At 36.7% G+C, this 22,768-nt stretch carries 21 protein-coding genes; 11 read left to right on the forward strand and 10 right to left on the reverse strand.

Going from position 1 to position 22,768, the window contains the following annotated elements:
• Nucleotides 1-38: 38 nt before the first annotated feature.
• On the reverse strand, nt 39-563 hold the full coding sequence (locus AC3ITD_RS21895) for a hypothetical protein (RefSeq protein WP_489362797.1): 525 nt from the start codon (nt 561-563) through the stop codon (nt 39-41).
• A gap of 195 nt (nt 564-758) precedes the next feature.
• Here AC3ITD_RS21895 and panD point away from each other — a divergent pair, with 195 nt between their 5' ends.
• From panD to AC3ITD_RS21910, 3 genes are all read left to right on the forward strand, one after another.
• Nucleotides 759-1,109 (forward strand): aspartate 1-decarboxylase, encoded by a 351-nt coding sequence (gene panD / locus AC3ITD_RS21900; protein ID WP_489362798.1) that lies wholly within the window; start codon nt 759-761, stop codon nt 1,107-1,109.
• Nucleotides 1,110-1,113: 4 nt separating this feature from the next.
• Nucleotides 1,114-2,097 (forward strand): lysylphosphatidylglycerol synthase transmembrane domain-containing protein, encoded by a 984-nt coding sequence (locus tag AC3ITD_RS21905; RefSeq protein ID WP_489362799.1) that lies wholly within the window; start codon nt 1,114-1,116, stop codon nt 2,095-2,097.
• Nucleotides 2,098-2,293: 196 nt separating this feature from the next.
• The gene (locus AC3ITD_RS21910) at nt 2,294-3,433 is read left to right on the forward strand and encodes an acyl-CoA dehydrogenase (protein ID WP_265800807.1); all 1,140 of its coding nucleotides are present in this window, start codon (nt 2,294-2,296) and stop codon (nt 3,431-3,433) included.
• Between the two features lie 80 nt (nt 3,434-3,513).
• Here the strand turns inward: AC3ITD_RS21910 and AC3ITD_RS21915 are convergent, their stop codons facing one another.
• On the reverse strand, nt 3,514-3,858 hold the full coding sequence (locus tag AC3ITD_RS21915; RefSeq protein ID WP_265800808.1) for a phage holin family protein: 345 nt from the start codon (nt 3,856-3,858) through the stop codon (nt 3,514-3,516).
• Nucleotides 3,859-3,875: 17 nt separating this feature from the next.
• On the opposite strand from AC3ITD_RS21915, the gene AC3ITD_RS21920 reads away from it, so the two are divergent.
• The 5 genes from AC3ITD_RS21920 (at nt 3,876) to AC3ITD_RS21940 (ending at nt 9,609) form a co-directional block, all read left to right on the forward strand.
• Entirely contained in the window at nt 3,876-4,307 is a 432-nt protein-coding gene (locus tag AC3ITD_RS21920; protein ID WP_489362800.1) for a hypothetical protein, read from the forward strand.
• A 121-nt stretch (nt 4,308-4,428) separates the two neighbouring features.
• Entirely contained in the window at nt 4,429-4,893 is a 465-nt protein-coding gene (rimP, locus tag AC3ITD_RS21925; protein ID WP_265800811.1) for a ribosome assembly cofactor RimP, read from the forward strand.
• Between the two features lie 2 nt (nt 4,894-4,895).
• The gene (gene nusA, locus AC3ITD_RS21930; protein WP_265800813.1) at nt 4,896-6,140 is read left to right on the forward strand and encodes a transcription termination factor NusA; all 1,245 of its coding nucleotides are present in this window, start codon (nt 4,896-4,898) and stop codon (nt 6,138-6,140) included.
• 62 nt (nt 6,141-6,202) lie between these two features.
• On the forward strand, nt 6,203-9,277 hold the full coding sequence (infB, locus tag AC3ITD_RS21935; RefSeq protein WP_265800815.1) for a translation initiation factor IF-2: 3,075 nt from the start codon (nt 6,203-6,205) through the stop codon (nt 9,275-9,277).
• Nucleotides 9,278-9,324: 47 nt separating this feature from the next.
• On the forward strand, nt 9,325-9,609 hold the full coding sequence (locus AC3ITD_RS21940) for a hypothetical protein (RefSeq protein ID WP_489362801.1): 285 nt from the start codon (nt 9,325-9,327) through the stop codon (nt 9,607-9,609).
• A gap of 458 nt (nt 9,610-10,067) precedes the next feature.
• On the opposite strand, the gene AC3ITD_RS21945 is transcribed toward AC3ITD_RS21940, so the two are convergent.
• The gene (locus AC3ITD_RS21945; RefSeq protein WP_489362802.1) at nt 10,068-11,141 is read right to left on the reverse strand and encodes an acyltransferase family protein; all 1,074 of its coding nucleotides are present in this window, start codon (nt 11,139-11,141) and stop codon (nt 10,068-10,070) included.
• Nucleotides 11,134-12,159, reverse strand: coding sequence for a hypothetical protein (locus AC3ITD_RS21950; RefSeq protein WP_489362803.1), 1,026 nt, complete (start codon nt 12,157-12,159; stop codon nt 11,134-11,136). Before AC3ITD_RS21950 ends, AC3ITD_RS21945 begins: the two co-directional genes overlap by 8 nt.
• A 155-nt stretch (nt 12,160-12,314) precedes the next feature.
• Between AC3ITD_RS21950 and AC3ITD_RS21955 the strand changes: the two genes are divergently transcribed.
• The gene (locus AC3ITD_RS21955; RefSeq protein WP_489362804.1) at nt 12,315-13,211 is read left to right on the forward strand and encodes a glycosyltransferase; all 897 of its coding nucleotides are present in this window, start codon (nt 12,315-12,317) and stop codon (nt 13,209-13,211) included.
• Here AC3ITD_RS21955 and AC3ITD_RS21960 read toward each other — a convergent pair.
• The 5 genes from AC3ITD_RS21960 to AC3ITD_RS21980 form a co-directional block, all read right to left on the reverse strand.
• Nucleotides 13,208-14,092 carry a glycosyltransferase family 2 protein gene (locus AC3ITD_RS21960; RefSeq protein ID WP_489362805.1) on the reverse strand — a complete coding sequence of 295 codons (885 nt, stop codon included), beginning with the start codon at nt 14,090-14,092 and terminating at the stop codon, nt 13,208-13,210. The two genes, AC3ITD_RS21955 and AC3ITD_RS21960, sit on opposite strands and share 4 nt — an antisense overlap.
• A 2-nt stretch (nt 14,093-14,094) precedes the next feature.
• Nucleotides 14,095-15,915 (reverse strand): ABC transporter ATP-binding protein, encoded by a 1,821-nt coding sequence (locus tag AC3ITD_RS21965; RefSeq protein WP_489362806.1) that lies wholly within the window; start codon nt 15,913-15,915, stop codon nt 14,095-14,097.
• A gap of 170 nt (nt 15,916-16,085) precedes the next feature.
• Entirely contained in the window at nt 16,086-16,889 is an 804-nt protein-coding gene (locus AC3ITD_RS21970; protein WP_489362807.1) for a DUF5672 family protein, read from the reverse strand.
• Nucleotides 16,890-16,913: 24 nt separating this feature from the next.
• Nucleotides 16,914-17,972 carry a glycosyltransferase family 4 protein gene (locus tag AC3ITD_RS21975; protein ID WP_489362808.1) on the reverse strand — a complete coding sequence of 353 codons (1,059 nt, stop codon included), beginning with the start codon at nt 17,970-17,972 and terminating at the stop codon, nt 16,914-16,916.
• A 56-nt stretch (nt 17,973-18,028) separates the two neighbouring features.
• Nucleotides 18,029-18,904 (reverse strand): glycosyltransferase family 2 protein, encoded by an 876-nt coding sequence (locus tag AC3ITD_RS21980; RefSeq protein WP_489362809.1) that lies wholly within the window; start codon nt 18,902-18,904, stop codon nt 18,029-18,031.
• A gap of 67 nt (nt 18,905-18,971) precedes the next feature.
• Here AC3ITD_RS21980 and meaB point away from each other — a divergent pair, with 67 nt between their 5' ends.
• On the forward strand, nt 18,972-19,871 hold the full coding sequence (gene meaB, locus AC3ITD_RS21985; RefSeq protein WP_489362810.1) for a methylmalonyl Co-A mutase-associated GTPase MeaB: 900 nt from the start codon (nt 18,972-18,974) through the stop codon (nt 19,869-19,871).
• Between the two features lie 58 nt (nt 19,872-19,929).
• Here the strand turns inward: meaB and AC3ITD_RS21990 are convergent, their stop codons facing one another.
• The gene (locus tag AC3ITD_RS21990; RefSeq protein WP_265800833.1) at nt 19,930-21,219 is read right to left on the reverse strand and encodes an aminopeptidase P family protein; all 1,290 of its coding nucleotides are present in this window, start codon (nt 21,217-21,219) and stop codon (nt 19,930-19,932) included.
• 171 nt (nt 21,220-21,390) lie between these two features.
• On the opposite strand from AC3ITD_RS21990, the gene AC3ITD_RS21995 reads away from it, so the two are divergent.
• Complete coding sequence (locus AC3ITD_RS21995; protein WP_265800834.1) at nt 21,391-22,764, forward strand: OmpA family protein; 1,374 nt, start codon at nt 21,391-21,393, stop codon at nt 22,762-22,764.
• Nucleotides 22,765-22,768 lie beyond the last annotated feature (4 nt).

The raw sequence follows: 22,768 nt of genomic DNA on the forward strand, positions 1-22,768 counted from the left end.
GCACAATAACCTATTTAGGTTGGTATTAAATGTTTTAGTTAAAAAGTTGAAGGAAAGATGCGAAGGTTTTCTGAATCGAATGTCATCGGATTATAAGGCCATGTAACAATTGACTCCCATTTAAGATGATATGTATTCATTGTTTGTGGGTTAGGGATTTTGTAGTGAGTTCCTGTACCGCCGAATAGTCTTAAATATACAGTGCCAGAATTTTGACCTAAAACAGCGTAATCAGTTAGGTCCGTTCCAACTATAGTTCCAACTGATGGTATTGGCTTTGCTATGAATGCTTGAAAATTATCTACATTAAATGTGTATTGAGTAGGGTCGCCACTGAATAATCTTGTATATGTTGAATGATCCACTATATGATGCAAAATACCTGACACTAACCAGTAAACTTTGCCTGTACTATTATCTCTATACAGGTAACCTTCTATTAAAGGCGGAGAAATAATTTGAAAATTGGTTCCGTGAATTTTAACATCAGTGTTTACTGACGTTGCAAGTGCTGTCAAATTTGCACTTATAAATAATAAAATAAAAAAATAGATTTTTCTCATGATTGACTCGTTTTTTATTTAAACCCTTTAGGCTATTGTGTGAATCAAAGATACAGTTTAATCAGTTGTGATTTCCTTTCTTCAGTCCTAATAGTTAAGATAAAAACTTTTCCTAGTTGATATTTTAACTTTATGTAAAAATTCTCATGGCTTATATGTGTTTTTTCTACAAAGCTTTATTACTAACTTTGCCAAATGATTATCACAATATTAAAATCGAAAATACACCGTGTTAAAGTAACGCAGGCCGAATTGAATTACGTTGGTAGTATTACGATGGATGAAGATTTAATGGATGCAGCAAACATTATTGCCAATGAAAAGGTGCAGATTGTAAATAATAACAACGGAGCCCGATTTGAAACATACGTAATAAAAGGCGAACGCGGTACCGGAACAATTTGTTTAAACGGCGCAACAGCTCGTTTGGCCCAATTAGGTGATGTACTAATCATAATGTCGTATGGCGCTCTCCCAATTGAAGAGGCTAAAAAATATAATCCGATACTTGTATTTCCTGATGATAACAACCATTTGCTAAAATAACTTTGTGACACTTGACCTAAAAACAGCGCTTAAGTATATCATCCTGTTTTTAATAGGAATGGGGGTTTTGTACTTAGCATTTCGAGGTCAGGATTTAGCAAGAATATGGCTTGAGATTAAAACAGCAAACTATTTTTGGGTTGCTACCTCTGCTATTTCTGTTTTAATAGCACATGTTTTAAGAGCATTGAGGTGGCAAATGCTCTACAAATCCATCCAGTTCAATGTTACTTTTTGGAACACCTATCACGCAGTAATTATTGGTTATTTGGCTAATTTAGCCTTGCCTCGTTTCGGTGAAATCGGGCGTTGTTCGGTGATGCAAAAAGTAGAAAGTGTGCCCATGTTTGCTTCAGTAGGCACAGTAATAACCGAGCGGATTTTCGATGTACTTGTGCTTCTGCTCACAGCTGCAGTTATGGTCATATTTCAATATGATCTGGTTTCCGGTTTTTTACACGATACCAGTTACCTCAATCTTCTTAATAAAATTTCAAGTATAAGTTTTCTTTGGCTTATAGGCATAGCCATTTTATTGGTTGGTGTTGTTTTTATTTCCATCTATTTTCTTCGGCAAAAGTTTAGCAAAAAGCTGCTGCGGATTTTTGTAAATCTTCGCCAAGGCTTCGGTTCCTACAGGAAATTGAAGCAAAAAGGTTTGTTCCTGGTTTACACGCTTGGTATTTGGACGTTTTACTTATTGTCTATGTATTTTGCATTTTCGGCTATTCCATCCACATCAGGCCTGCATTTTGACGCCGCCTTTACAGCGGTTGTATTTTCGGGTTTTGCCATGGCTGCACCTGTTCAGGGTGGAATTGGGGTTTTTCATTGGGTTGTTGCCCAGGCATTAATATTATACGGCGTATCATTTAAAGATGGCTTAGCTTATGCAACCATTATTCACTCTTCGCAGGTTCTACTTATTCTTTTTCTTGGAAGCATCAGTTTATTAATTGTTTTAAGTAAGGAAGCCAAAATCAAATAAATATTTGGGCGTTTTTACACGCTGTTTGATATGTCTTTTCGGCTGTGCTTCAACTACGCTCAGCAGAACAGCCAAGAAGGATGCTGCTTAAAGAAAAACCCAGCGGATGTAAGTTGTTAAAAATATTACTATGCAGCCATAGTAATTCTGATTTGAAATGTTACATTTGTTTACTAACCTTTTATACATAAATGTTATGCATTTCGAATTAAGTGAAGAACAGTTAATGATCCAGCAGGCCGCCCGCGATTTTGCGCAGCAAGAATTGAAGCCTGGTGTAATCGAAAGAGATGAGCATCAAAAATTTCCTACCGAACAAGTTAAAAAACTGGGAGAACTTGGTTTTTTAGGGATGATGGTGAGTGAAAAATATAACGGAAGCGGACTTGATGCCATCTCCTATGTGTTGGTGATGGAAGAGCTTTCCAAGATTGATGCTTCTGCATCGGTGGTGGTTTCTGTAAACAATTCGTTGGTCTGTTACGGTTTGGAGGCTTATGCAAGTGAAGAACAAAAGGAAAAATATTTGAAGCCTTTGGCTACAGGAGAAAAAATCGGTGCTTTCTGTTTATCAGAGCCTGAGGCCGGATCTGATGCTACCTCTCAAAAAACAACTGCCGAAGATAAAGGCGACTATTATTTGTTAAACGGAACCAAAAACTGGATTACTAACGGTGGTACTGCATCAACATATCTGGTCATTGCGCAAACCCATCCCGAATTAAGACATAAAGGAATCAATGCTTTTATCGTAGAAAAAGGAATGGAGGGATTTACAATTGGTCCCAAGGAAAATAAACTCGGGATTCGGGGGTCTGATACCCATTCTTTAATGTTCAACGATGTTAAAGTGCCTAAAGAAAATAGGATAGGGGAAGATGGCTTCGGATTTAAGTTTGCAATGAAAACTTTGGAAGGCGGAAGGATTGGTATTGCTGCGCAAGCTTTAGGTATTGCTCAAGGTGCTTTTGAATTGGCTACTCAGTATTCAAAAGAACGTAAATCTTTCGGTAAGCCAATTTCCGAGCATCAAGCTATTGCTTTTAAATTAGCGGATATGGCGACGCAGATTGAAGCCGCCAGGTTATTGGTTTATAAGGCGGCATGGTTAAAAGATCAAGGTTTGCCTTACACGCAGGCAGGTTCTATGGCGAAGTTATTTGCTTCTAAAGTGGCCATGGATGTAACCATTGAAGCGGTACAGGTTCATGGTGGTTACGGTTTCGTAAAAGAATATCACGTAGAACGTTTGATGCGTGATGCTAAAATTACCCAGATTTACGAAGGAACTTCAGAAATTCAGAAAATGGTGATTTCGAGGGAAGTGATTAGATAGTCCTCAGTCCAGAGTCCTCAGTCCAGAGTCTATAGTCCAGAGTCTAAATCGATTGAAGACTACAGACTCAGGCCTAAGTACTAATCTTTATCTCCTGCTATTGCGCCGAAAATAGCTTTAATTAAGGCAACAATAATAGCTAGGAAAGCAGCTGCCAGAAAACCCGATGTATTGAAAGAGGTCATCATATTATCTACCAAAAGAATCATCAAAACGGTAATGATGAAAGAGACTAAGCCCAAGGTTAAAAAGTTTATCGGAAAAGTCAGCAATCTTAAAATAAAACCGATAGTAGCATTTGCCAGGGCTATTAAAATTGCGGCAATAAGCGCACTTGTATAGCCAGATACCTCGACTCCAGGTACCAGTTTTGCGCCGATAAAAAAGGCTAATCCCATTAAAAGGATTTCGATAATTAATCTCATAATGTTTAATTTTGTGAATGTTTAAAAGCTTATTTAAATTTTTGGCTACTGTTGTAATAACATCGTTTATTGTTTCATGTTCTGGTTCAAACAACAAACCATCAATTAAGTTTTCTAGTGATAGTACGTCAATTATAATTAAAAATTTTGATGAGTCGAGCCTGTTGCAGGTTAGAAATGCATATTTAAATGATGCCGATTCGAATAAGTTGGTATCTGTGTTCAAACAGGCTGGAGAATTGGATAGTTTACAAGATGATATTCTGGTTTCGGGGAAATTTAAATTCGCAGGAGACTCCATTGTTTTTTTGCCCGGTGAGCCTTTTAGCGAAGGTAGCACCTACATCGTAGAGAGTTATATTGATGTGCAATTTGGCAATGCCGGGAAATTGATTACAGGCAAGGCAAATTATAATCTACAACCACAAAAAGAACTACTTAAGCGGTAAGAATCAGCAGAATAATTAAGGGCGATGTTTGATTTTACATATAATTTTCTTACATTTGCATCGTAATCGAAGAAAAGAGAAGGGGACCGTGTCCCCTTTTTCTATGAAATCAGGTTAAAATATGCAGGTAGAAAAGAGAGTTGCAGCCCTTGTAGAGGAAAAAATTGCAGATCGGCCAGAGCTTTTTCTGGTTGAGGTGAAAATGTTGCCAAACAATAAATTAATTATTCATGTTGATGGTGACGAAGGTATTAGCATACAGGATTGTGTAGCCATAAGCAGGCATGTTGGTTTTCATTTGGAAGAAGAAAACGTAATCGAGCAAGCTTATAATTTAGAAGTTTCTTCGCCGGGTGTTGGCGAGCCTTTGAAGTTAAATCGCCAATATGTTAAAAATATCGGACGCACTTTAAGTATTAAATTAAACGGTGGACTTAAAAAAGAGGGAAAACTTTTATCGGTTACAGAAGATAACCTAATAATTGAAGAATCGGTTAAAGAAAAAGGAAAAAAAGCGGCTACCGTACAAACAGAAGTGCCGTTTAATGATATATTAGAAACAAGTGTGTTAATTTCATTTAAATAAAAATGAGTACTACAACAATTAATTTGATCGACTCTTTTCAGGAGTTTAAGGATTTTAAAAATATAGATCGCCCTACGGTGATCAGTGTGTTGGAAGAAGTTTTTCGTAGTATGTTGCGTAAAAAATACGGAACAGACGAAAACTGTGACGTAATTGTGAATCCGGACAATGGGGATTTGGAAATCTGGAGAACGAGAAAGGTAATGGAGGATGGGTTTTCTGAAGATGATGATCTCGAAATTGAACTTGCAGAGGTTTCTAAATTAGACACTACTTTAGAAGTTGGTGATGATTATATCGAGCAAATTACCTTAGAGAGTTTTGGTCGCAGAGCCATTTTAGCTGCACGCCAAACATTGGTTTCAAAAGTATTGGAGTTAGAGAAAGACGAAATCTTCAAAAAATATAAAGATCGTGTAGGTGAAATTATCACCGGCGAAGTTTATCAGGTTTGGAAGAAAGAAACTTTGGTTTTAGATGATGAAGGTAACGAGCTTTTAATGCCTAAAACTGAGCAGATTCCCGCGGATTATTTCAAAAAGGGTGATTCTGTGAGAGCTGTAATCTCGAAAGTAGAAATGATTAACGCGAATCCAAAAATTATCATTTCAAGAACAGCACCAGAATTTTTACAACGTTTGTTCGAATTGGAAGTTCCGGAGATTTTCGACGGTTTAATTACCATTAAGAAAATTGTTCGTGAACCAGGTGAACGTGCTAAAGTTGCGGTAGAATCTTACGATGATCGTATTGATCCGGTAGGTGCTTGCGTAGGTATGAAGGGATCCCGTATCCATGGTATCGTACGCGAATTGAAAAACGAAAATATTGATGTGATTAACTTCACAAATAACATTTCATTATATATTACCCGTGCTTTAAGCCCGGCAAAAATCACTTCTATTAAATTGGATGATGAAACTAAACATGCATCGGTTTACTTAAAACCAGATCAGGTTTCATTGGCAATCGGACGTGGCGGACACAACATTAAACTGGCTGGTAAATTAACCGGTTATGAAATTGATGTGTATCGTGAAGCTGGTGAAGAAAGCGACGAAGATGTGGATCTAGAAGAATTCTCAGATGAGATTGATAGCTGGATTATTGATGAATTAAAGGCTATCGGTTGCGATACTGCTAAAAGTGTGTTAGCACTAACAGTAGAAGATTTGGTAAAACGCACCGACTTAGAAGAAGAAACCATTAAAGAAGTGGTTCAGATTTTACAGTCAGAATTTGAATAAGTGGTGTAATTGCCAAATAAACACTACTTTTGTATTATTAAGAATAAAATAACAGGAGCTAAATGTCAGACGACAAACCAATCATTTTAATTAAAGCTATTAAAGAACTTAATATAGGCATGGGTACGGCCGTTGAGTTTTTAAACAAAAAGGGATTCTCTGCCGAGAAAAGCCCTATGTTTAAACTTACGGGAGACATGTATAATGCCTTATTGAAAGAGTATCAGGGAGATAAGATCGTAAGAGAAGAAGCCAAACAAATAGTGATTGGTAAAATACGTCGTGACGAGCCTGAGACTGAAAAGCCAGTAGAAGCACCGAAGAAAAATACCGACTTTGAAAAAAGCGATGAGATTCTGATTAAGAATGCTCAGACATTTAATCCTCCGGCAGAGAAACCTAAGGTTGCTGAAACACCAGCACCTCAGACAGAAACTCCTGCTCCTGCGGCAGCAGAACCAGTGAAAGAAACCAAGGTTGAAGATAAAGCTGAGGAAACCGGTTTGCCAGGCGTGAAAATTGTAGGAAGGATCGATTTAAATGATCTTAACTCGAAAACGCGTCCTTCTAAAAAGGAAGAAGCACCTGTTGCTCCACCTGCTCCAGCCGCTAAAGCAGAGGAGCCAGCTAAACCAGTTGAGCAACCAAAAGCAGAAGAAAAACCTGTAGAGGTTAAAAAGGAAGAAGCTCCGGTAGCTCAGCCTGCTCCATCAGCTCCAGTTACTCCAGAAGTTAAAACACCAGAGCCAGCTAAACCAGTTGAACAACCTAAAGCGGAAGAAAAACCTGCTGAGGTTAAACCGGTAAGTAATGAGCCTGAAGTTATAAAAGCACGTACTGTTAAATTAACTGGTCCTAATATAATTGGTAAAATTGTTTTACCGACTACGCCAGATAGAAGAAATGGTCCTGTAGCCTCATCTAGCGATAGTGAAGCTGCAAAACGTAAACGTAAACGTAAAAAAACTCCCGGAGCTCCCGGTCAGCCAGGGCAACATGGTGGTCAAGGCCAACAAGGGCAAAACCCTGCAGGCCAAGGCCAGGGTGGTGCGCCAGGGCAACCACGTCAACCTTATCAAGGTAACAGACCAGCGAGTGGCACACCTTACCAAGGTAACAGACCGGCCGGACAAGGCGGAACTCCTTATCAAGGAAACAGAAATAACAACAGACCAGGTTTCCAAAATAGAAACGCTACACCTAGCGGACCTAAGGAAGAACCTACTGAGAAAGAAATTCAAGATCAGATTAAAGCAACGCTTGCCCGTTTAAGTGGAGCTGGTAAGTCTGGTAAATTTGCTCAACGTGCTAAATTACGTCGTCAGAAACGTGATGATGTAGCTTATAATGCAGAAGAAGCAGCAAATGAGCTTGAATCTCAATCGAAAATATTAAAGGTAACAGAATTTGTTACGGCGAATGAGTTGGCCAGCATGATGGATGTTCAGGTAACCAAAATTATTGGTACTTGTATGAGTCTTGGCATGTTCGTATCAATCAATCAACGTTTAGATGCTGAAACTTTAACCATCGTTGCTGATGAGTTTGGTTACGAAATCCAATTTGTTAAACCAGATGAAGACGAAGAAAACGTAATTGAAGAAGTTGATAACGAAGCAGACTTAATCGAAAGAGCCCCAGTTGTTACAATTATGGGTCACGTCGATCATGGTAAAACTTCATTGCTGGATTATATCCGTAAAGCAAATGTGGTTGCTGGTGAGGCAGGTGGTATCACGCAGCACATTGGTGCATACATGGTAACAACTCCTTCAGGCAAAAAAGTAACTTTCTTAGATACGCCTGGTCACGAAGCCTTTACAGCGATGCGTGCCCGTGGTGCTAAAGTTGCAGATATTGCCATTATCGTTATTGCTGCGGATGATGCTGTAATGCCTCAAACAAAGGAGGCCATCAACCACGCACAAGCAGCAGGAGTTCCGTTGGTGTTTGCTTTCACAAAAGTGGATAAACCAGGGGCTAACGCAGATAAAGTGCGTGAACAGTTATCGGTAATGAATATTTTGGTTGAAGATTGGGGTGGTAAATATCAATCACAAGAAATCTCAAGCAAAAGCGGTTTAAATGTAGATTTACTTTTAGATAAAGTACTATTAGAAGCTGAATTATTAGAACTTAAAGCTAATCCGAATAAGAGAGCAACAGGTTCAGTAATTGAATCAGCATTAGATAAAGGTCGTGGTATTGTGACTACAGTACTGGTTCAGGCGGGCACGTTAAGAGTTGGGGATCCAATTTTAGCAGGTAGTTACAGCGGACGTGTAAAAGCATTAACTAACGAACGCGGTATGAAGGTAGAATCTGCAGGTCCATCGCAACCAGTACAGGTTTTGGGTATGCAAGGAGCGCCAACAGCGGGTGACCGTTTCAATGCTTTAGAAAGTGAAACTGAGGCACGTGATATTGCAAACAAACGGATGCAGTTACAACGTGAGCAAGGATTACGCACTCAGAAACACATTACCTTGGATGAGATTGGCCGTCGTTTGGCTATCGGTAACTTTAAAGAGCTTAATATCATTGTTAAAGGTGATGTGGATGGTTCGATTGAAGCATTGGCCGATTCATTATTGAAGCTTTCAACCGAACAAATCCAAATAAATATCATTAGTAAAGGTGTTGGTCAGATTTCAGAATCTGATGTATTGTTAGCATCTGCTTCGGACGCGATCATCATCGGTTTCCAGGTTCGTCCATCCACAGGTGCACGTAAGTTAGCTGAGGCTGAACAAATCGATATCCGTTTATATTCTATCATTTATGATGCGATCAATGAGATCAAATCGGCAATGGAAGGTATGTTGGATCCAGAATTTGAAGAGAAAATTGTGGCTAACGTAGAAATTCGCGAAACGTTCAAAATCACAAAAGTGGGTACCATTGCAGGTTGTATGGTATTGGATGGTAAGATTACCCGTAACAGCAAAATCCGTATCGTTAGAGATGGTGTTGTGGTTTACACAGGTGAGTTAGCATCACTAAAACGCTTTAAAGATGATGTGAAAGAAGTGAATAAAGGTTATGAGTGTGGTTTAAACATTCAAAACTTTAACAACATCGAAGTTGGCGATATCGTTGAAGCTTACGAACAAGTAGAAGTAGCTAGGAAATTGTAATATTTCTCGTATAATTCATTTTAAGTGGCCTCCAGAGGCCACTTTTTTTGTTTATCAGTTTTAATCTTAAAAACTTTATCAAGATTAATGATCGGGCAGATAAAGGAGCATCGCTAGAAAATTACATTTGCAACTGCTTGCAGCATTTGCATGGTGCAGATAAATTGTATTTTTGGCATACAGCAGATGTAAATGTAGTAGATTTTATCGTTGAAGAAAGATTGGATATTGGAAAAGCTTATGAAGTTAAATACAACGATATTCAGTATAAGCCAAGTAAATACAAGAAAATTCTTATAGGCTTATCCCACGTTTACATTAAGCTGCATTAGTAAGGAAATTAGTAAAAGTGATAGCATAAAGGCAATCAGGTTCTAAACGCGATATAATTGCGATTTAGTTTTGACAAGTTAACACGTAACTCGCATAAAAGTTGTCAAACTTTTTTTAGTTGTTATTTTTGTAAGTCTAAATAAGGTGATTTGGTATCGTTATAATGAGTTAAAAAGACGGTAAGCTATGTGAGTGTGGTTTGAATATTCAAATCTTAACAACATCGAAGTATATCGTACAAGCTTACCAAAAAGTAGAAGTGGATAGGAAAGGTTAAACAATTAAAATATAATTAATAAGGCCTCAATAAATTTCGGCTTTTATTTCAATAGATTTTTTCAACAACCATGAGTATTCTCTAGCTATGAACTCAATCAGAGTTATTTGCTTTAGGTAAGTAGCATGGAATCAGATAGGCTTAGTTGTTAGCTATAGGGTTTAATCTATCTTGCAGAAATTATCGTCCAACAATCCATCTTATCTTTGGAATTTTATTAATAGCATACACTATTAAAATCGATCCACTATATACAACTGCAAATGTTAAGAGTTGAATGGATAGAAAGTAATATGCCGACTTGTTTTCGAAACTAATTTGAAGTGGCCTAAAGATTAATGGCATGAGCCTGAATACAAGTATTTGGTGAACTAAATAGATGCCAAAAGTAAATATACTGGGCTTAAACCTCCTTAAAGAAATTTTGTCGCCCAACTTATATAGTAAAGCAAAACAAACTAATGAGTAGATAATATTTGATATTCTGAGTGTATTAAAAGGATCATTTGGAAGTTCGATGAGCAGATAGTAACTCTCCAAGCTGGATAGCATAAATGTAATGAAGGTTAATACTGCTAAAAGGGAAATGGACGTATTTTGGATTATAACTTTAAATTTTTCATAGTGTTTATTGATTTGAACGCCAAGCCATAAATAGAAAATAAAACCTAATAACGCTGTTGTATGGGAAGTTGGAAAAATATTCAAATAAAGATTTATGGAATATGATAAAGATAATAAGAGAAGAAATCCTCCGAAAAAAATATTGTAGAGATACTTTCTGAAAAGTAATAATATGGCTATGCAAATGAGAAAATTGGGTATAAACCAGAAACTAGTATTGAAAACGATCTCTCCAATATCTCTTAAAAAGATTTCAATAGTCTTACCTCTAAAGATGGATTCTCCAGATTTAATGTTTCGTACGGCAACATCTGCATAGTTAAGTAAAAATAAGATAAGTACCCAAAAAAGCCAAGGTTTTACTGTATTATCCAGCCGTCTTGTTAAATATTCTTTGGTGCTGTAGGTATTAAATTTGTCACCAATCAGAAACCCTGCTAGAAGAAAAAATATAATGGTACCAAATTTGAAGAATTGCAGACTAAAAATCTGTACTATTTTTTCATCAAAAGACTTAAACTTAGCTCCGAAAAAAAAGGAACTATGTTCCATTACAATTCCAAACATGGAGATAAATCTTAAAGAATCAATAAAATCGTAATTAATTTTATGGCTTTTTATGTTAGTCATTTTTTATTTTTATTGCACTACCAAATACTTGTTGCACTGCAGCATCAAAAGTTTCTCTTTCAGCTATTATCCTTCTCTTATAATTATCAAACTGTATAATAGCTGTGTGAAAATTAATTAGCGTAGTTTGTATTCTGTCAATTACTTTCTCTGGTGAATCAGCTTCTTCATTAAATTTATAACCTTCAGGAAGCGGAACATCATCATCATATGCTGCCGATCCTTTAATGCCCGTTATTACACAGCAACCCATTAAAACGGCTTCTCTCGGCATTCTTTCCTGTCCCGGATGGTAGCCAAAGTCTACATATAGTTTACTTTTATTCATCCAATACGCTACCTCTTCTGGTGACATATCTACTATCGCTTTCCAATTTAAGGTTTTGGAGAGAGCTTTAATACGCTCCAAATATTCCCCGTTTTTCTTAGGATTATATAGAACTATATCTTCCTTAACAACATTATTTGCAATTTTTGTATAAAAAGAATCACTCATATAGTCGGATATCTTTCCAGCAACCGTCATATTGTTTTTTCTCAAAAAATCCAGTGAGAAATAGGAGTGTGCAATATTTAAAACACCTTTACGCTTAAGTGCTGAAATAGTTGGTAATGGTTTATACTTTTTAGGGTTTAATAAAGACTTCAGTGCATAGAACTTTTTATGCTTTACTTCATCTTTGAGATAACTAATAGTGATATGAAAATTTGTGACACTTAGCCACCAAATTATTTTGGTAACCGAGGAATACCTTTCATCAAAAACAGGCACTAAATAGGTTTCGGGAATAATGATAAAATTATCGCTGTTATTAACGATTTCGCTTGAATAGGGTACATTATATTTCCTGTAACTTTCATGTACGGGATTATTTTGTGTACAGAAAAAATAGTACATGTTAGCATCATATCCTAGCGATTTTAACCGATTTCCAAGCTGATGAAGTGCTTCAGGGCCACCTGTTGCGAAGTTTGCTGGGCAAAATATGTAAATTTTAGAGGATGATTTTAACTGCATGAATACTTTTTTTCAATGGTGTCAAAAATAAACAATTGTTGAGTGAATGAGGGAAGAATTATAATATATGTATTTTCATAAATAAGCGGGATGAAATAATTACACCTTGAACTGAAGTTAAACATTTTGGTATCTTTGAATAATTGTTTTAAATTATGATTTCAATTATTATATCTTCCGCAAATAACTCCTATTTACAAGCCATTTATCAGAATGTTGAGCAAACTATTGGCGTTCCTTATGAAATAATAGCTTCCGATAATAGCAATGGGCAAAGGGGAATTTGTGAAATTTATAATGACGGAGCTAAAAAAGCAAAATTTGACATACTATGCTTCATGCATGAAGATTTAAGGTTATTGACCGAAAACTGGGGTTTGAATGTTAATAGTCATTTTGAAAATAACACTGACTTAGGAATTATTGGCGTGGTCGGTAGTAGCTACAAACCGTTAGCACCTTCTGGTTGGGGCGCAGCGAGCGCTATGAACAATGTTTATTTTTCGAACTACATACAGCATTACAAGCATGAGGTAAAGCCAGCACATCTTATTAGCGTTAATCCATCAGGTGATAAAATTAACCAGGTGGCTTGCGTTGATGGTATGTGGTTTTGTACGAGGAAATCAATTGCCCTGTCCCATCCTTTTGATGAAATACTCCTAACTGGCTTCCATTGCTATGATATAGATTTTTGTTTAAATGTAGGTGGAAAGTTTAAAGTGGGAGTAATCTTTGATATTCTCATGGAACATTTTTCTGAGGGCTCTTATAACAGGTCTTGGATGGAAGATACGATATCACTACATAAAAAGTGGCAGTCTATACTACCTGTATCCACGATAGCTATTGATGATCAAGAGAAAGACAATATAGAAAAAAGAGCTTTCAAAATGTTATTCAAAAAACTCAAAGAGATGGATTATTCTTACGCATTTTCAAAACAAATAATTGAAAATGTATACAAAGTAGGAAAGCTGAAAAAAAGCCTTTATTATAAGCTTCATTTGTATCTGTTAAAGTATTATTTGATCGGCTTTAAAGGGGATTAAGTCCTTAATTTTCTGCAGAAGTTAAACTTACTCCAACTATTTTTTTTCTGGATAAATAATAATACTAAACGGTGCTTCCAGACAAACAGAGAAAGTGCATAAGTATGTTCTTGCAATAGTTTTAACAGCCTACTAGTAAAGCTACGGTGTTTATTCGAGTGATAATCGTTAAATACGGTTAATTGCTTCTCAAGATCGACCAACCTTTCTAATCTTTTCTTGCTATTAGATTTTTTTTTTTGTTGAATATCGGTACTAGTACTTAAGTGTTGACGATATTTTACCAAGCTTTTGTCTTGAAAGTTGATATTACCATGATTTGTTGCAACAAAGGCAATCCACCAATCATGAAAGATTTCATTAGGAAATGGAAGTAAATAATTAATGAGTTGGCGTTTAAAAAATATCGAGTGTCCAGAAACGCAATTTTCCAACAACAAATATCTAGAATCGTTACCATTATAAAAATTTCTAAAGTCAGTCATTTTTTTATTTAATGAGCTGCCATCTTCGTTAACTAGTTCCGAGTCGTGATAAACCATCAAATTATCTTGAATAAAGTTGACTTGCAATTCAATTTTATTCAAGCTCCAAATATCATCCTGGTCTGATAACGCAATGTATTCACCATGACACAGAGATATAGCTTTCTCAAAGTTTTTTATGTAGCCAAGATTACTTTCATTTTCATGAACAAAAATGTTTTTGTAAGATACTTCAAACAATTTTAGGATTTCAGGGGTCTTATCTGACGATTGATCATCTACGACAATAATTTCGATGTTTGGGTAAGTTTGATTTACAATAGAATCCAACTGCTCCTTCAGGAACTTCTCTCCGTTATAGGTGCAGATTGCAATTGAAACAAGCGGCTTCTCCATTATTAATCATTAAACGCCTGCATATCAATCAATCTGCGATAAAGCCCCTTTTGCATCATCAATTCCGCATGGCTTCCTGTTTCTACTACCTCACCTTTATCAATCACAACGATTTTATCCGCATGTTGAATGGTGCTTAAACGATGTGCAATAACAATCGAGGTGCGGTTTTTCATCAGATTATTCAAAGCTTCCTGAACCAATTTTTCAGATTCTGTATCCAACGCTGATGTAGCTTCATCAAGCAACATGATTGGAGGGTTTGCCAATACGGCCCTTGCGATGCAAACGCGTTGTCTTTGCCCGCCAGATAATTTATTGCCCCTGTCTCCAACTGTAGATTGATAACCATTTTCGGTATTCAATATAAAATCGTGGGCATTTGCAATTTTTGCAGCCGCTATTACTTCGGCCTCAGTGGCATTTGGTTTAGCAAAAGCAATATTGTTAAAAATAGTATCGTTAAATAAAAAAGATTCTTGATTTACCGTTCCCATTTTAGACCTGATACTCTCTACCTTCAAATCTTTATAATCCTGGCCGTCTATCTTTAATGTGCCGGTTTTTGGATCATGGAAGCGAGGGATTAAGTCCATTAAAGTACTCTTACCCCCACCTGAGGGCCCAACGAGCGCAACAGTTTTCCCTTTTTCAATCTCAATATTGATATTTTTGAGTACCTGCTTATCCCCATAGAGAAAAGATACGTTACTAAAAGTCAGCGCTTGATTAAATTTTTGAAGTTCTATAGCATCAAGCTTATCAATTAATTCCGGTTTCGTATCTATTAAGTCTAGAACCCGTTCACCTGCTGAAATGCCCGAATGAATACCACTGAAAGAATCAGTTATAGCTTTAATAGGCTGCATAACCTGAGAAAATGTCGCTAAATAAACAACAAACTCGGCTGCTTCCAAATCTCCTTTACCACTTAAAATCATTGTTCCGCCATACAAAAGGATAAAGACCACCACAATTACGCCCAGTGTTTGCGAAACCGGAGATGCAGATTGTTGTCGTCTAGCCATCTTTCTATTTAAAAAAGAATAGAATTTATTTTCTTCATCAAATTTTTGAGTAACTCTTGAAGTTGCATTGAATGCCTTTATAATTTTAATGCCGCTAAGCGACTCATCTAGAAAGCTAATCATTTTCGCAAAAGATTCATGTGATTGTGTAGCCTGCTGCTTTAATCTTTTTACTATTTTACTAATAATAAATCCAGAAACTGGAATTACCAATAGCGAAAAAAGCGTTAGTTTTAATGAAATAGAAACTAACACGCCGATATAGAATAAAAGCTGTACGGGTTCTTTGAATACGACCTGGAGCGTATTGGTTACCGTAAACTGGACCACTTGAACGTCTGAAGCGACTTTTGAAATAATATCACCTTTACGTTCATTGTTGAAAAAACCAACATGAAGATTCATGACATTATTGAAAACGGTTTTCCTTAAATTCAGTAATGTGTGAACACGTAAATCTTCCATAAAGCGCTGAGAAAAATAACGAAAAAAATTAGACAAGATTACAGTTACTACAATGACGGCACAAATTACTTTCAAAGCATGGATTTTATCATCAGCAATTACCTCGTTCATGAAGTTGTTGAACTGCCCCAGAAAATCGAATGTGCCCTTGGTTTCCGCTACCTTATCCGTTTCTATAACTTTCCCTAAAAATAAAGCCTGCATTAAAGGGCCAAGTAGGGTAAAAAGAAACGTATTAAAAATAATTGCGAATAGCGTAGCGATAACATATGGAATAGCGAATTTCTCAATTGGCTTGGCAAATGATAATAGGCGAAAATAAATCTTCATTATATGAAAATGGATATATATTAATTAGAAAATCTAAAATTTGCGCTCTAAGAACGCTAAATAACAACTTCGCAAATGTACGCTTTTCAAATAAACCTGCTTAAAATCAAACATCGCATTCTTTTAATATTACAATGATGTTGAATTTTCAGCACATTAATGGATACTTCTTAAATGGTATAGCCGAGTTTTTGAAATACAGGTTTCCAATAATCTAAGTAATGATCCCAGTCATGGCATCCAAATGGTAAATCTGCAATTTTTAACTTTCTTAACTTAATAGGTGGAACTTCAATTGCAAATTTTAGGGCAGTTTCACAATCTGGAATATTCAGCAATCTATTTTCCCTATTTACCTCAATGCTCCAGAAAACATCCTCGTTATATAAATTCCCTCCAAAAGAAAGATATTTTTCTATTGTTGGGCGCAGAAGTAAACTTAAATCATAGAATTTTTTCACGTTTCTTAATGAAAATCCTCCATTGCCTACCTGATTATGTAATTGATATTGATTGGGCTGCGTATTGTCTGCTCTATTGAACCGAGAGGTAATAATATGCTTGATTTTTAAAAACTGTAAAGACAGGGTGCTTTTGTGATACGTTTTCTTAATCCAGGGTGCGCCGATATAATCCCATTTCTGGCTACACCAAAAATTCAACTGATCTGAGAAAACAAAGCAATCCATTTGATAGATTAGAATATATTCATAATCTAGGAATGCTTTATAAAACTGGGCGGAGAGCATAAGCTTGTTATAGCCGGAGATGCTTGTAAAATAATGATTGTCAAAACTAACTATTTGGTGAAAGTTTACTGTACCTGCTGCTGCTGCCGGAAGGTTGAAATCTATGGGTTTTATTGCAATCTTGTCGTGATTGGCTAATACTTTTTCGCATTGCTGTAGTGCTATCTCCTCATAAGCAGATAGTTTATCTTGATAAAATGGAATTACTACGGCAACTTTTTTCAATTTAATAAACTTGATAACAAATGTTTACTCTTCAAGGCATTTCTGGTACAAACTTAAATATTGGTTGGCAGCAATATCCCAGGTAAATTTTTCGGCTTGCTTTACCATTTCATTAGCTCTGTCCCGCTCAATAAAATCTTTCATGCCGTTGGTGAAAACACTTTGCATGTGCGCGGGCTCGAAGTTGTCGAAATAGTAGGCGGCATCTCCTCCAACTTCAGGCAATGATGTAAACTTCGATAAGAATACTGGTTTGCCAAAATGCATCGCCTCAATAATTGGCAAACCAAATCCTTCAGCAACAGACGGAAACAAGAATGCACTACAGTTTTTATAATACCAGGCCTTATCTTCATCGCTAATCTGGCCGATGATATGTACCCGGTCTGTACAGTTATATTTTTCTGCCTCTTCTAAAATCCGTTGCTTATGCGGGGTTTCACGGCCAGCAATTACCAGCTCAAAATCGTTATTTTCTAATAATGAAGGTAATAAGTGGAATCCTTTTTGAACTGATAAAAGTCCGATAGTGAAAAGAAAATTTTTCTTCGGGCTGAAACCTGGTTGATGTTGGGCATTAGCTACCAACTTATCGGCACCATTGTAAATCACTTGTATCTTTGACGCCGCTTCGGGGAAATAGTGTTTAACATCGTTAGCTACAAATTGCGAAATACATACAATTTCATCACATTGAGATATCAATTTACCAAGTTTTTTGAGATAAACTTTAATGCGATGAGGCCGGCTGAATTTCAAATGAACCTTGTTCATATCATGAACAGTCATTATTTTTTTTGCATTTACTTTACTTGGCCGCAACCTACACGTTTGGTCAGAAAGATGAACAACGTCAAAATCATTTCTACCTTTAAAAAATAACCGATCTAATCTGGACAGATAAATAATATTAACCAAGCCATCAAATAAATATTGAGTTTTTTTAAATAGATAAAATTTTAGCTCAAACTTTCCTTTATTTTGTTTAATTAGCGCATCTCCGAGTCCCTTTCCGAAAGAAAAATAGCCACAGTTGGCATCTTTCATAGAATCAAAAGTGACTAAAACATGAGGTTTTTTCATTAAAGAAGATTTTTTTTATTAAAGGTAAGGCAAATATAGGTAGTTTAAATTACCGCTTACTTTACAATTTTATAGTTTCGATACTCAAACAAACGCCACCCGGTCCGATCTTCAATTTTTTGCAGCAGCTTTCTTCTGAAAGTCATTCTCGGCGTCTCTTTAGTGAGGTCTTTATCGAATTTCCAGTTTGCTGCTGCAATTCTTGTGGCCATCACCTTCGGATGTGTCCCTTTAAAGTGAACTAGCCGATCGGCATTATGCATGTCGAAAGTTTCCTGCACGGGATAGTTTTCTTCAATCCATTCTTCCGTTTGATAAAATTGATTGAAGTTTCTCACTTTTCCCTGCAAACCTTTGGGCGGTTTTACCCAGCCGTAATGATAAATATAGGCATCAATCAACTTCACTCTCAGTTTACGATCGTTAATTCGAAAGCCTTGCGCATCCCGGTAAGAGCGAACTCCGGGCAAATTTTTAATAATTCTAACCTCTCTTCGGTACCAGCGTCTTGATTCGGCCAGGTAATCGTAAGAAGCGTAAAAGTGTTTGTATTTTAACAAAAGTGCTTCAACGTCATTGTTCTTCCACTCTTGCTCCATCTCCGTTTTGATCAATGGTAGGTAATCTTCATGAATGGCTTCATCACCCTGTATGTACATCATCCAATCGGTATCTGGAGATATGGCTGCAATGGCTTTGTTGGTCTCTTCTGCAAAAACTCTTCCGCCTTCGCGGATAGATTCATCCCAAACGGTGTTGATAATTCTGATTTTTGGATCAATGTTGCTCACCAACTCAGCGGTTGTGTCACTAGAATCGCCCAGCGCAATGATAAATTCGTCACACAACGGCAGTACAGAAAGTATCGCTTCTTTAGCAGGATAATCATTTGCAATCGCATTTCTTAAGAAGGTAAATCCAGTTACTTTCATTCGGGATATTGGTTTTTGCGCTTGGTGGCTAATTATTTTGTTAATTTGTACAAAGATAGTTTTATTGATGAATACCCATATATCCATTTTAAGCGAAGTAAAGGCCGGTAATTACAAGACATTGGCGAGGGCATTGACGCTCGTTGAAAATGATATTGCGCCTGCTGATTTAATTCTCAAAAATCTGGATAGCCAGTCGGCTAAAGTTGTGGTTGGTATTACCGGCCCACCTGGTGCGGGTAAAAGTACCCTGGTTAATGCAATTACAAATCATTTCACCGCTAAAAGCCAACGTGTAGCGATCCTGGCGATCGATCCTACCTCGCCGTTTAATTTTGGCTCTTTACTGGGCGATCGAATTAGGATGGCCTCACAATTTAACAATCCAAATGTTTTTATTCGTTCGCTTGCAACCAGAGGTGCTTTGGGAGGTATTTCGGCTAAAACCATTGAAATGGTTGATGTGCTAAAAGTTTCGAATTTTGACCTGATTATTGTTGAAACGGTTGGGGTAGGTCAATCGGAAGTCGAAATTGCCGGACTTGCAGACAAAACAATTGTAGTATTGGTTCCAGAATCGGGCGATGAGGTGCAAAATATTAAATCAGGTTTGATGGAAATTGCCGATTGCTTTGTGATTAATAAAGCCGATAGGGAAGGAGCTGATACTTTTGCCAATAACTTGAAAAAGATTGTTCATCAAGGCATCAAGACATTGCCTATCATTAAAACCGTCGCGGATAAAAACTTTGGCGTTGATGAATTATGTAGATGGATTTTAGAACCCATTAAACTTTCCAATCAGCGCAAGGAATATCTTTTTGCCGAGAAAGCTTGGCGACTTATTCAAAATCATAAAATGATGGATGTGGATAAAAAAAGGCTGCGAGAAGATATTCAGGCAGCCTTAATAAAAGCAGATTTTAATGTTTATCAGTTTGCAGCAGATTTCGCGAAGAAAAGTTAGCCATTTCAATTTTGGCTAGTGGGACTTGGCACTTCAGACTATCGACTTCAGATTTATTTTAACTATTCATAATACTTTCAATTTCATCAGCCTCTACCGGAATATCAGCCATTAAATCGATATTGCCGCTGCCATTGATTAAAATGTTGTTTTCTAATCGAATCCCCAGTCCTTCTTCAGGAATATAAATACCGGGCTCTACGGTTAATATATTTCCCTCGGCAAACGGCGTGTATCTCCCAGCAAAATCGTGTACATCTATTCCCAAATGATGGGATGTACCATGCATAAAGTATTTTTTGTAGGCAGGATAGTTTGGATTTTGGTTTTTAACCTCAGTTGTCGAGATTAAACCTAAATTAATGAGTTGCTCCGACATGATCTCTCCAACCTGTTCATGATAAGTGTTCCAAACGGTATTGGCGACAATGAGTTTAGTAGCTTCCTTCATTACATGTAAAACTGCATTATAAACTTCTTTTTGTCTGGGGGTAAATTTTCCGTTTACAGGAATTGACCGGCTCATATCTGCATTGTAATTAGCATATTCAGCCCCAAAATCGAAAAGAATCACATCGCCGTCTTTACACTCCTGATTGTTGTCATTATAATGAAGAATGTTTGCATTGTGGCCCGAAGCAATAATTGGTGTATAAGCATGTCCTGTTCCGCCCTGCCTTATAAATTCATGGATAATTTCAGCTTCAATCTCATATTCCTTTACTCCAGGTTTAGTAAATTTTAACACCCTTACAAAAGCATCCCGTGTAATGGCACAAGCTTTTCTAGTCAGTTCAATTTCCAGCTCAGATTTTACAGCCCTTAAACCACGCATAATTGGAGCAGATCGCTCATAATGGTGCAATGGATATTTTGAGCGCATCTGTTCAATAAATCGAACATCGCGATATGGAACTGAATGTGAATACCTATCATTTTCATTTGTATTGAGATAAATATGATCTGCATAATGTACAATGCTGTGCAGTACGTTATCGAAATCCTCTAACCAATATATATTTTCTATGCCAGAAGCGGCTCTTGCTTGCTCTTTTGTATATTTATATCCTTCCCATACCTTAATATAATCGTTGGTCTGTCTTAAAAACAGGACTTCTCTGTACAAAGGATTAGGACAATTAGGATATAGGAGTAATATTGTTTGCTCTTGATCAATTCCTGATAAATAAAATAAATCTGGATTTTGTTTAAAGATAAAATTTTGATCACCACTTCTAGGGAACTCATCAGCTGCATTGAATATAGCTAACGAATTGTTCTTTAGTTGTTTAGTGTAGTTTTTTCTGTTTAATATAAAAAGTGATTGATCAATTTGGGGATATTTCATAGTTATTACAGTTTTAATCAGGTAATGGCCAAATGTAAGAAAATGATTAAATAGAGAGAAGTTTGGAACGGAGTTTGTATAAAAGTTTGAAAATTTAAATTTTTGTTTAATTTTGCGATTACTAAAAAATTAATCAATTAGATTGTTTACCCTTAAAAAGAAAAAAAGATTATGAATTATTCTACTTTAAAGAAAAGTGTTGCGCTTTCTTTAGTGGCCTTAACAGGAGTTGCTACTCTTGCTGTCGCTCAAGATGCACCTGCAACAACTTCTGGTACCAAGGCATTTGGTGGCAGAGGTCAGTACAGAACTTGGTCAATTGGTTTGAACGGTGGTGTTTTGATGCCAATCGCTCCAATCAGCAGTACTAATGATTACAACAAATGGGATGTTAATCTAGGTTACGGTTTGAATATCCGTAAACAATTAGGTCATTCTTTTGCCTTAGAATTGAATGGTACACGTGGTAAAATCTCTGGTTCAAATGACGCTGCATTCACAGGTGCTGGTTCTACAAACAGAGAATTTGAAACTGAATTACAATATGCGGTAGATTTACGCGGTGTTGTAAACTTGGGATCTATCGACTTCTTACGTCGTGAGAATTCAGTTGGTTTCTTTTTAACTGCTGGTTACGGTTATATGGCTTATGCACCAAAGGTTACTTTGAATAACGGTACCGTTATTGATTGGAAAGGTAACGCTGGTGGTAATGACGGAAATGGTAACAGCGTTGTTAAGACAGGTGAAAGAAATGACTACGTTAAAGGTTTCTACATTCCAGTAGGTGCTGGTGTTAAGTTCAAAGTATCTGAGCGTGTTAATTTTAACTTAGGTTATACGATGAACTTTGTTGATGCTGATAACTTAGACGGAACTTATGCAAAAGGCACTTCACAAGATAAATTCTCTTACGGATATGCTGGATTAGAATTTTCTTTAGGTTCTTCTGCAAAACCAAGTTTAGAGTGGTCTAACCCATTAGCTACAATGTATGATGAGTTAAAAGATCCTACTTTACGTCAGGAAGTTGAAGCTTTGAAAAACCGTGTATCTAACGTAGAAAAATCTGTTGAAGATTTGAAAAAAGATACTGATGGTGATGGTGTTGCTGATCAATTCGACAAATGCCCAGGAACTCCTGCAGGTACTGCTGTTGATGGTTCAGGATGTCCACTTCCTAAATTTCAAGCTGATTCGACTTCAACTGGTAACGTAACAGGTTTCGAAAAAATCAGTTTTGATTTCAACTCATCAGTTTTAAAAACTGAAGCTTATCCAACTTTAGATAAATTATCTTCAGTGTTACGTGAAAACGGTGGTAAAGTAACTGTAAACGGTTACGCTTCAAGCGAAGGTACTGCTGCATATAACATGAAATTATCTAAAGACAGAGCTAATTCTGTTAAAACTTACTTAGTAAACTCTGGTGTTAACGCTAGTCAAGTTGCTACTAAAGGAATGGGTGAAGCTAATCCAATTGCTTCTAACGATACTGAAGAAGGTCGCATCCAAAACCGTCGTGTTGAAACTTCTAGAAACTAGTATT

The organism is Pedobacter sp. KH_004, assembly GCF_057840755.1.

Coding starts and splice junctions, on each gene's coding strand:
- AC3ITD_RS21895 (WP_489362797.1), bottom strand. CDS start 563: ATGAGAAAAATCTATTTTTTTATTTTATTATTTATAAGTGCAAATTTG.
- panD (WP_489362798.1), top strand. CDS start 759: ATGATTATCACAATATTAAAATCGAAAATACACCGTGTTAAAGTAACG.
- AC3ITD_RS21910 (WP_265800807.1), top strand. CDS start 2,294: ATGCATTTCGAATTAAGTGAAGAACAGTTAATGATCCAGCAGGCCGCC.
- AC3ITD_RS21915 (WP_265800808.1), bottom strand. CDS start 3,858: ATGAGATTAATTATCGAAATCCTTTTAATGGGATTAGCCTTTTTTATC.
- AC3ITD_RS21920 (WP_489362800.1), top strand. CDS start 3,876: ATGTTTAAAAGCTTATTTAAATTTTTGGCTACTGTTGTAATAACATCG.
- rimP (WP_265800811.1), top strand. CDS start 4,429: ATGCAGGTAGAAAAGAGAGTTGCAGCCCTTGTAGAGGAAAAAATTGCA.
- nusA (WP_265800813.1), top strand. CDS start 4,896: ATGAGTACTACAACAATTAATTTGATCGACTCTTTTCAGGAGTTTAAG.
- infB (WP_265800815.1), top strand. CDS start 6,203: ATGTCAGACGACAAACCAATCATTTTAATTAAAGCTATTAAAGAACTT.
- AC3ITD_RS21945 (WP_489362802.1), bottom strand. CDS start 11,141: ATGACTAACATAAAAAGCCATAAAATTAATTACGATTTTATTGATTCT.
- AC3ITD_RS21950 (WP_489362803.1), bottom strand. CDS start 12,159: ATGCAGTTAAAATCATCCTCTAAAATTTACATATTTTGCCCAGCAAAC.
- AC3ITD_RS21955 (WP_489362804.1), top strand. CDS start 12,315: ATGATTTCAATTATTATATCTTCCGCAAATAACTCCTATTTACAAGCC.
- AC3ITD_RS21960 (WP_489362805.1), bottom strand. CDS start 14,092: ATGGAGAAGCCGCTTGTTTCAATTGCAATCTGCACCTATAACGGAGAG.
- AC3ITD_RS21965 (WP_489362806.1), bottom strand. CDS start 15,915: ATGAAGATTTATTTTCGCCTATTATCATTTGCCAAGCCAATTGAGAAA.
- AC3ITD_RS21975 (WP_489362808.1), bottom strand. CDS start 17,972: ATGAAAAAACCTCATGTTTTAGTCACTTTTGATTCTATGAAAGATGCC.
- AC3ITD_RS21980 (WP_489362809.1), bottom strand. CDS start 18,904: ATGAAAGTAACTGGATTTACCTTCTTAAGAAATGCGATTGCAAATGAT.
- meaB (WP_489362810.1), top strand. CDS start 18,972: ATGAATACCCATATATCCATTTTAAGCGAAGTAAAGGCCGGTAATTAC.
- AC3ITD_RS21990 (WP_265800833.1), bottom strand. CDS start 21,219: ATGAAATATCCCCAAATTGATCAATCACTTTTTATATTAAACAGAAAA.
- AC3ITD_RS21995 (WP_265800834.1), top strand. CDS start 21,391: ATGAATTATTCTACTTTAAAGAAAAGTGTTGCGCTTTCTTTAGTGGCC.